This is a genomic window from Streptomyces sp. DT224 (genome assembly GCF_049844595.1).
Lineage (GTDB): Bacteria > Actinomycetota > Actinomycetes > Streptomycetales > Streptomycetaceae > Streptomyces.
The window spans coordinates 1-9,506 of record NZ_JBNCLI010000025.1; the positions used below are offsets into that span (position 1 = coordinate 1).

The following is a 9,506-nucleotide window of genomic DNA, read 5'->3' on the forward strand; positions in this document are numbered from 1 at the left end:
AGAGCCTCGGCGAACACCGGGAACACGGCCGCCAGGTCGGCGCCCATGCCGACCCGCTGGCTGCCCTGACCAGTGAACAACACCGCCAGCCGGCCACCATGACCAGCCCCGACACCCGCACCGTCAGCAGCCACCGCCCGCAGCCCGGCCACGAGCTCCGCACGGCCGGCACCCACGACCACCGCACGATGCTCCAACACGCTCCGGCCACTCGCCAGCGCAGCACCAACCACGGCGTCCGGCGTCGCGTCCCCCTCCGCCCACTCCGCCAACCGCTCGGCCTGCGCCCGCAGCGCGACGGCATCCTTGGCAGACACCGCCCACGGCACCAGCGGAAGTTCCACAAAGTCCGCAGACGGGCTCTCCGACTCGCCCTGCTCCAGAATCACATGCGCATTGGTGCCACTGACCCCGAAGGAGGAGATTCCCGCCCGACGCGGGTGGCCAGCCGCGGGCCACCGCCGCACCTCGCGCAGCAGCTCGACGGCGCCGGCCTCCCATTCCACGTGCCGGGACGGCTCGTGGACATGAAGGGTCTGGGGCAGGACGCCGTGGCGCATCGCCATGACCATCTTGATGATGCCGCCGACACCGGCCGCCGCCTGCGCGTGACCGATGTTGGACTTGAGCGATCCCAGCCAGAGCGGCTGCTCCTCGCTGTGGTCCTGGCCGTAGGTGGCGAGGACGGCCTGGGCCTCGATCGGGTCACCCAGGGTCGTGCCGGTGCCGTGCGCTTCGACGGCGTCCACGTCGGCGCCCGTCAGACCCGCGTTGGCGAGCGCCTGTCGGATCACCCGCTCCTGCGAGGGGCCGTTCGGGGCCGTCAGGCCGTTGGACGCACCGTCCTGGTTGATCGCGGACCCCTTGACCACCGCCAGCACACGATGCCCGTTGCGCCGGGCATCCGACAGCCGCTCCACCAGCAGCATGCCCGCTCCCTCGGCCCAGCCGGTGCCGTCCGCGTCCGCGGAGAACGCCTTGCACCGGCCGTCGGCGGCGAGGCCGCGCTGGCGGGAGAACTCCACGAACACACCGGGCGTGGCCATGACGGTGACACCGCCGGCGAGGGCGAGGTCGCACTCGCCGTTGCGCAGCGCCTGCGCCGCCAGGTGCAGGGCCACCAACGACGACGAGCAAGCGGTGTCGACGGTGACGGCCGGGCCCTCGAAACCGAAGGTGTACGAGACGCGGCCGGAGGCGATGCTGCCGGCGCTGCCGTTAATGACGAAGCCCTCGAAGCCCTCCGGCGCCTGCGGGAGTCGGCCGCCGTAGTCGTGGTACATCACACCGGCGAACACACCGGTCCGGCTGCCGCGCAGGCCGAACGGGTCCAGACCGGCGCGCTCCATGGCCTCCCAGGAGATCTCCAGCAGCAGGCGCTGCTGCGGGTCCATCGCGGTCGCCTCTCGCGGGGAGATCCCGAAGAACTCGGGGTCGAAGCGGTCCGCGTCGTGCAGGAAGCCGCCCTCGCGGGTGTAGCTGGTGCCGGGGTGGTCGGGGTCGGGGTGGTAGAGGTTGTCGAGGTCCCAGCCTCGGTTGACCGGGAAGGTGGTGATCGCTTCACCGCCGCGGGTGAGCAGACTCCACAGGTCCTCCGGGGAGGCGATGTCGCCGGGGTAGCGGCAGGCCATGCCGACGATCGCGATCGGCTCGTCGTTCGGCGTCGTGCGGGCGGTGACCTCGGCACGGGCCTGGTTGGTTCCGGTGAGCCGGCCGTAGAGGTGGTCGGCAAGAGCCTCGACGGTGGGGAAGTTGAACAGCAGGGTGGCCGGCAGACGCAGGCCGGTGGCGGTGTTGAGGCGGTTGCGCAGCTCGACGGCGCTCAGCGAGTCGAAGCCCATCTCCTTGAACGCTGCCCCGGTGTCCACGCCGGCCGCGTCCTGGTGTCCCAGGACGAGTGCCACGTTGGTGCGGATCAGGGCGAGCAGCCCTCCGCGGTCGGCCACGGCGGTGCCGGCCGTGCGGGCGGCGTCCGCGGCGGCGGCACGCCGGACCGGGATGCGGACCATGCCGCGGAAGACGGCCGGGATGTCGTCCCGGCCGCGCAGCGCGGCGGTGTCCAGCCTGGCGAGGACGGGAACGCCGACGTTGAGTCCGAGCGCCGCCTCGAAGAGGGCAAGGCCCTCGTCGACGGGCATCGGGGCTATGCCGGAACGACCGAGCCGGGCCCGGTCGGTGTCGCCGAGGACGCCGGCCATGCCGGCCTCAAGCTCCCACAGGCCCCAGGCGAGGGACTGGGCGGGGAGGCCTTCTGCCCGGCGGCGCAGGGCGAGGGCGTCCAGGTAGGCGTTGGCGGCGGCGTAGTTGGCCTGGCCGGCGCTGCCGATGGTCCCGGCGACGGACGAGTGCAGCACGAAGGCGGCCAGGTCGAGGTCGCGGGTGAGCTCGTGCAGGTGCAGTGCGGCGTCGGCCTTGGGGCCGAAGACGCGGTCGACCCGCTCACGGTCGAGCGAGGTGACGGCGCCGTCGGCGACGATCCCGGCGAGGTGGACGACGGCCGTCAGCGGTCGCTCGGCGGGGATGCCGGCGATCAGTTCGGCGAGGGCGGTGCGGTCGGCGACATCGCAGGCAGCGATCGTCACCTCGGCGCCGAGGTCGGCGAGTTCGGCCGCCAGGGTGCCGGCTCCCGGGGCCTCGGGACCGCGGCGGCTGGCCAGCAGCAGATGGCGGACGCCGTGCTCGGCGACGAGGCGGCGGGCGAACAGCGCGCCCAGCTCGCCGGTGCCGCCGGTGACCAGGACGGTACCGGCGGGGTCACCGAACGCGGCCTCGGTCGGGCCGTCGACGGGTGCGGCGGCGGGGACGAGGCGCGGCACATGCACCGTGCCGGCCCGGAGCGCGAGCTGGGACTCCCCTGAGGCGCAGGCCCGGAGCAGGGCGGCCTCAGAGTCGGGGTGGCCGTCGCTGTCGATCAGGATGAACCGGCCCGGGTTCTCGGCCTGCGCGGAGCGGACCAGGCCCCAGACCGGGGCGACGGAGAGGTCCGGCACCTCGCCGCCGGCGGCGGCGACCGCGCCGACCGTCACGAGCGCCAGCCGGGCGTGGGCGAGCCGGTCGTCCGCCAGTGACTCCTGGAGCAGTTCCAGGGCGCGGTAGGACGGGTCGCGGGCCTCGCCGACGGCGATGCGGACGACGATCAACTCGGGCGCCGCGTCGCCGATCGCCTCGCCCAGCGATTCCGAATCGTCCAGGACCACGGCGGCGATGCCGTCGGTCGTGGCCGCGGCGGCCGGCAGGGCCGGCCATGCCACCAGGTACGGGGTGACGCCCGTGGGGCGGGCAGCGGAAGCCGGGCGGACGGCCAGCGACTCCACGGCCAGCACCGGTGCGCCGGACGGGTCGGCGATGCTCAGCGCCAGCTCGTCGGCGCCGGTCGCCACCGTGCGGATCCGCAGCGAGGTCGCGCCGGTGGCGTGCAGCACGACACCGGACCAGGCGAACGGCAGGTACGGGCGGCCGGGGGCGGGCTCGGGGAGTAGGCCGCCGAGGGTGATCGCGTGCAGGGCGGCGTCCAGCAGTGCGGGGTGCAGGCCGAACCGGGCCGCATCGGCGTGCGCCTCCTCGGGGAGGGAGACCTCGGCGTAGACGGCGCCGTCGAGCTGCCAGGCGGCGGTCAGGCCCTGGAAGACGGGGCCGTAGTCCAGGCCGGTGGCGGCCAGGTCTTCGTAGAGCCGCGCCACGTCGATCGGGAGCGCGTCGGCCGGCGGCCAGGCCGCCAGCTCCGCGACCGGGGTGTCGGCGGTCGGGGCGAGGACGCCCTGTGCGTGCCGCTGCCAGGTGTCCGCGTCCTGCGAACGGGAGTGGACGGCAACGGTCCGCCGCCCGGCCGGGTCCGGCTCGCCGACGACCACCTGTACCTGGACCGCCTGGTCCGGCGTAACGACGAGTGGCGCCTCCAGGGTCAGCTCGGTAACAGCCACGCAGTCCGCGGTCTCGGCGGCGGCCCGGAGGGCGAGTTCGAGGAACGCCGTGCCCGGCAGGATGGCCGCGCCGTTGACGACGTGATCGGCCAGCCAGGGCTGAGCGGTGATCGAGAGACGGCCGGTGAGGGTGAGGCCGTCGGAGTCCGGGGCAGGGACCAGCGCGCTGAGCAGCGGGTGGTTGACGGCTCCCAGGCCGGCGGAGGTCACGTCACTGCCGTTGCGACCGACCGAGTCCAGCCAGTAGCGCTGGTGCTGGAAGGCGTAGGGGGGCAGGTCGAGCGGGCGTGCCGGGGTGAGGAGCCGCGTCCAGTCGATGGGCAGACCGGTGGTGTGGAGCGTCGCCAGGGCTTCGAGGACGGTGCGGGGCTCGTCGCGGTCCTTGCGGGCGGTGGGCACGAAGGTCTCGTCGCCGCTGTCGAGGGTCTGCTGGGCCATGCCGGTGAGGGTGCCGTCCGGGCCGACCTCCAGGAAGACACTGGCTTCAGTGGCACGGACTCCGTCGGCGAAGCGCACGGGGCGGCGGACGTGATCGACCCAGTACTCGGCGGTGGTCAGCAGACCCGCCTCGGCCAGACGGCCCGTGACGTTCGAGACCACCGGCAGGGCCGGCTCATGGAACTCAATGCCGCTCAGGGCCGTACGGAAGCCCTCCAGCATCGGGTCCATCAGCGGAGAATGGAAGGCGTGGGAAACCCGCAGGCGCTTCGTCCGCGCAGACGTCCGCTTCTCGATCTCCGCGATCGCGGTCTCGGTGCCCGAAATGACCACGGAGGCGGGGCCGTTGACGGCGGCAATACCGGCCTCGGCCTCATGACCGGCGAGCAGCGCCAGCACCTCGTCCTCGGATGCGGCGATCGCGAGCATCGCCCCACCCGGGGGCAGGGCCTGCATCAGCCGTGCCCGGGCGGCGACGAGGGTGCAGGCGTCGGCCAGATCGAAGACCCCGGCGACATGCGCGGCGGCGATCTCACCGACCGAGTGACCGGCCAGTACGTCCGGCTGCAGGCCCAGCGAGGCGAGGAGCCGGTAGAGGGCGACTTCGAACGCGAACAGCGCCGGCTGCGTGAGCCCGGTCTCGTTCAGTACGCCGTCGGGGTCGCTGAACATCACCTCGCGCAGCGAACAACCCAGCAGCGGGTCCAGCACCGCGCAGATCTCGTCCAGAGCCTCGGCGAACACGGGGAACGCGGCCGCCAGGTCGGCGCCCATGCCGACCCGCTGGCTGCCCTGACCAGTGAACAACACCGCCAGCCGGCCACCGGTTCCCGAGCCGGTCTCGGTGCGGTCGGTGACCAACGCCCGTAGCCCGGACACGAGTTCCTCGCGGTCCGCACCCACCACCACCGCACGCTGCCCGAGATCCGCACGGCCACCGGCCAGTGCGGCACCAACCGCCGTGGCCGACACCTCCGGCGACACCCAGTCCGCGAGCCGCTCGGCCTGCGCCCGCAGCGCCTCGGCGCTCTTCGCCGACACCACCCAAGGCACCAGAGGAAGTTCGGTCCCGCCGGCCGCGGACTCCGCCTTCTCGTCGCCCTGCTCCAGGATCACGTGGGCGTTGGTGCCGCTGATGCCGAAGGAGGAGACGGCGGCCCGGCGCGGTGCGCCCTCGGTCGTCCAGTCCCGGGCCTCGGTGAGCAGTTCGACAGCGCCCGCCGTCCAGTCGACGTGCGGGGACGGCTGCTCGGCGTGCAGGGTGCGCGGCAGAACGCTGTTGCGCATCGCCATGACCATCTTGATGATGCCGCCGACACCGGCCGCCGCCTGCGCGTGACCGATGTTGGACTTGAGCGATCCCAGCCACAGCGGCCGGTCCGCGGGACGGTCCTGCCCGTAGGTGGCGAGGACGGCCTGGGCCTCGATCGGGTCACCGAGCGTCGTACCGGTGCCGTGCGCCTCGACCACGTCCACGTCCGCCGTGGTGAGGCCAGCATTGGCGAGCGCTTGCCGGATCACCCGCTGCTGCGAGGGGCCGTTCGGCGCGGTCATGCCGTTGGACGCACCGTCCTGGTTGATCGCGGACCCCTTGAGCACCGCGAGCACCTGGTGCCCGTTGCGCCGCGCGTCGGAGAGCCGCTCGACGAGCAGCATGCCCGCTCCCTCGGCCCAGCCGGCGCCGTCGGCGTCCGCGGAGAACGCCTTGCAGCGGCCGTCGGCGGCCAGGCCGCGCTGGCGGGAGAACTCCACGAACATGCCCGGCGTCGCCATGACGGTGACACCGCCGGCGAGGGCGAGGTCGCACTCGCCGTTGCGCAGCGCCTGCGCCGCCAGGTGCAGGGCCACCAGCGAGGACGAACACGCCGTGTCGACGGTCACCGCGGGGCCCTCGAAACCGAAGGTGTACGACACCCGGCCGGAGACCAGGCTGCCGCCGCTGGTGGAGGCGGCGGAGCCGAGCCCGTAGTCGTGGTACATCAGGCCGGCGAAGACGCCCGTCCGGCTGCCGCGCAGGCCGGTCGGGTCCAGGCCGGCCCGCTCCAGCGCCTCCCACGACGTCTCCAGCAGCAGGCGCTGTTGCGGGTCCATGCCGAGCGCCTCGCGCGGCGAGATCCCGAAGAACGCCGGGTCGAACTCGGCGGCTTCGTAGAGGAATCCGCCCTGGCGGGCGTAGGTCTTGCCAGGGGTTCCGGGCACCGGGTCGTAGATCCCGCCGATGTCCCACCCGCGGTCGGCCGGGAAGTCGGCGACGGCGTCCCGCCCCTGCGTCACCAGGTCCCAGAGGTCCTCCGGCGAGGCGACCCCGCCGGGGAAGCGGCAGCCCATGCCGACGATCGCGATCTGCTCGTCCCCGGTGCGGACGGCAGCGACGGCCGTCGTCCCGGCCGCCCGGCCGCCCGGCAGCTCGCCCTCAAGGTACTCGGCGACGGCGGCAGCGGACGGATAGTCGAAGACGAGGGTGGCCGGCAGGCGCAGGCCGCAGGCCTCGCTCAGTTGGTTGCGCAGTTCGACGGCGAGCAGCGAATCGAAGCCGAGGTCCTTGAAGGCCTGGTCCCCCGGCACGGCTCCGGTCGAACTGTGGCCGAGGACGGCGGCGGCGCGCTCCCGGACCAGGTCCAGCAGGGCGGCCGCCCGCTGTGCCTCACTGAGACCGGCCAGCCGCTCGGCCAGGGCCGGGGAGCCGGCGCGCCGGGCCGTCGGCCGGGCGGGGGGGCGCACCAGGCCGCGCAGCAACGCGGGCAGGGCGGCGTCGCGCGAGCGCAACCTGGAGACGTCGACCCGTGCGGGGACCAGCACGGCGGTGTCCACCCGCAGACCGGCGTCGAACAACGCGAGGCCCTCGTCGGTGGTCAGCGGGGGCAGGCCCTGGCGGCGGATCCGTTGCAGGTCCACCCGGCTCAGCCAGCGGCCCATGCCGGTGTCCGTGTCCCAGAGCCCGTACGCGAGCGAGGTCGCCGGCAAACCGAGGCCGCGCCGGTGCTCGGCCAGGGCGTCGAGGAAGACGTTGGCCGCCGCGTAGGTGCCCTGTCCCGCGGCCAGCATGAGGCCGCCGGCCGAGGAGAAGAGCACGAACGCGGTCAGGTGGAGGTCACGGGTGAGCTCGTGCAGATGCCAGGCGGCGTCGGCCTTCGGGCCGAAGACGCCATCGAGGCGCTCGGGGGTGAGCGAGCCGATCAGACCGTTGTCGGCGACGCCGGCCGCGTGGATGACGCCGGTCAGCGGGTGCTCGACCGGCACCGAGGCGATCAGGGCGGCCAGAGCGCCGCGGTCGGCCACGTCGCAGGCTTCGACCCGGATCTCGGCGCCCAGTTCGGCCAGCTCGGCGAGCAGGGTCGGCTCGGCGACGCCCCGTCGGCCGACCAGCAGCAGGTGCCGGACGCCGTGCTCGGCGACCAGGTGGCGGGCGGTGAGCGCGCCCAGGCCGCCGGTGCCGCCGGTGATCAGGACGGTACCGCGCGGGTCCCAGGCGGGGCCGTCGGTGTCCGGGGTGGCCCGGGTCAGACGCGGGACGCACAACTCACCGGCCCGCACGGCCAGCTCCGGCTCGTCGGCAGCGGCCGCGGTGGCGAGGGCGCGCCGGGACTCCTCGGTTCCGTCCACGTCGACCAGGACGAACCGGCCCGGGTTCTCCGCCTGGGCCGCACGGACCAGGCCCCAGACCGGGGCCTGCCCGAGATCCGCGCCCTGGTCGGCCCCGGTCTGCACCGCGCCGTGGGTGACCACGAGCAGGCGCGAGGCGCTGAACCGCTTGTCCTGCAACCAGGCCCGAAGTTCGTCCAGGGCGTCGACGGCAGTGCCGCGCACGGTGTGCAGGAGGTCGTCGTGCGAGGCCTCCGGCGAGGCCGGGGCGAACACCACGGTTGCCGGCGCGTCGGCGCCCGCGTCGACAGCGGCGCGGGTCTCGGCGAGGGTCGGCAATACGCCCTCAACGGCGGTGATCCCGGTGAGCGGAGTCCAGGTGATCCGGAACAGCGACTCCGGCCGGTCGGCTCGGGCCCCGGCGAGCTGGTCTGCGGTGACCGGGCGGACGGCGAGGGAGTCGACGGCGAGCACCGGCGCGCCGGTGACGTCGGAGATCGCCAGAGCGATGGCACCGCCGTGCACCGCCGAGATCCGGACCCGGACCGCGGTGGCTCCGGTCGCGTACAGACGGGCCCCGGCCCAGGAGAACGGCAGGACGGTGCTGTCCTCCCCGCCCTTGCTGCCGTCGACCAGTTGGGCGTGCATCGCCGCGTCCAGCAGGGCCGGGTGCAGGCCGAAGCGCTGGGCGTCGGCGTGCGCCTGCTCGGGCAGCACGACCTCGGCGTACACGTCCTCGCCGTGCCGCCAGGCGGCGCGGAGGCCCTGGAACGTCGGACCGTAGGCGTAGCCGCGGGCGAGCAGCAGGTCATAGGCGTCGGTGACGTCGATGGCGGTGGCGTCCGCCGGCGGCCAGACGGCCGGGCCCGTCTCGGGGGCGGAAGCGGTGGCGGTGCACAGCGCGCCCTCGGCGTGCAGCGTCCACCCCGAGGTGGGGTCGTCCTCGGCCCGGGAGTGGACGGCGACCGCCCGAACACCGTTGTCGTCGGCCCCACCGACCAGGACCTGGACCTGGCGGCTGCCGTCGGCCGCGAGGACCAGCGGGGCCCGCAGGGTGAGCTCCTCGACGACCGGCGTGCCTGCCTCCCCGCCGGCGTGGAGGGCGAGTTCGAGGAACGCGGTGCCCGGGAGGATGATCGTGCCGTTGACGTCGTGGTCGGCCAGCCAGGGCTGGGCGGCGGGCGAGAGCCGGCCGCTCAGCGTGAGGCCGCCGGACTCCGGCGCGGGAACGAGCGCGCTCAGCAGCGGGTGGTCGACCGTGCTGAGGCCGGCGGCGGTGAGGTCACCGATTCCGGCCGAGGCCTGGAGCCAGTACCGCTGACGCTGGAAGGCGTAGGTCGGCAGATCGACATGCCGGGCCGTCGCCGCAGCCGTGCCGAAGTAGGCCGTCCAGTCGACGGACACACCGGTGGTGTGGAGGCGGCCCAGGGCTTCGAGGACGGTGCGGGCCTCCTCGCGGTCCTTGCGGGCGGTGGGCACGAAGGCCTCGTCGCCGCTGTCGAGGGTCTGCTGGGCCATGCCGGTGAGGGTTCCGTCCGGGCCGACCTCCAGGAACACCGTCGCCCC

Annotated in this window: 1 pseudogene; it reads right to left on the minus strand. The window is 74.1% G+C overall.

Annotated features, from left to right (window positions below):
• Positions 1-9,458, minus strand: a pseudogene (locus tag ACLQ2N_RS35820) (SDR family NAD(P)-dependent oxidoreductase); the annotation flags it as partial.
• Between the last annotated feature and the right edge of the window lie 48 nt (positions 9,459-9,506).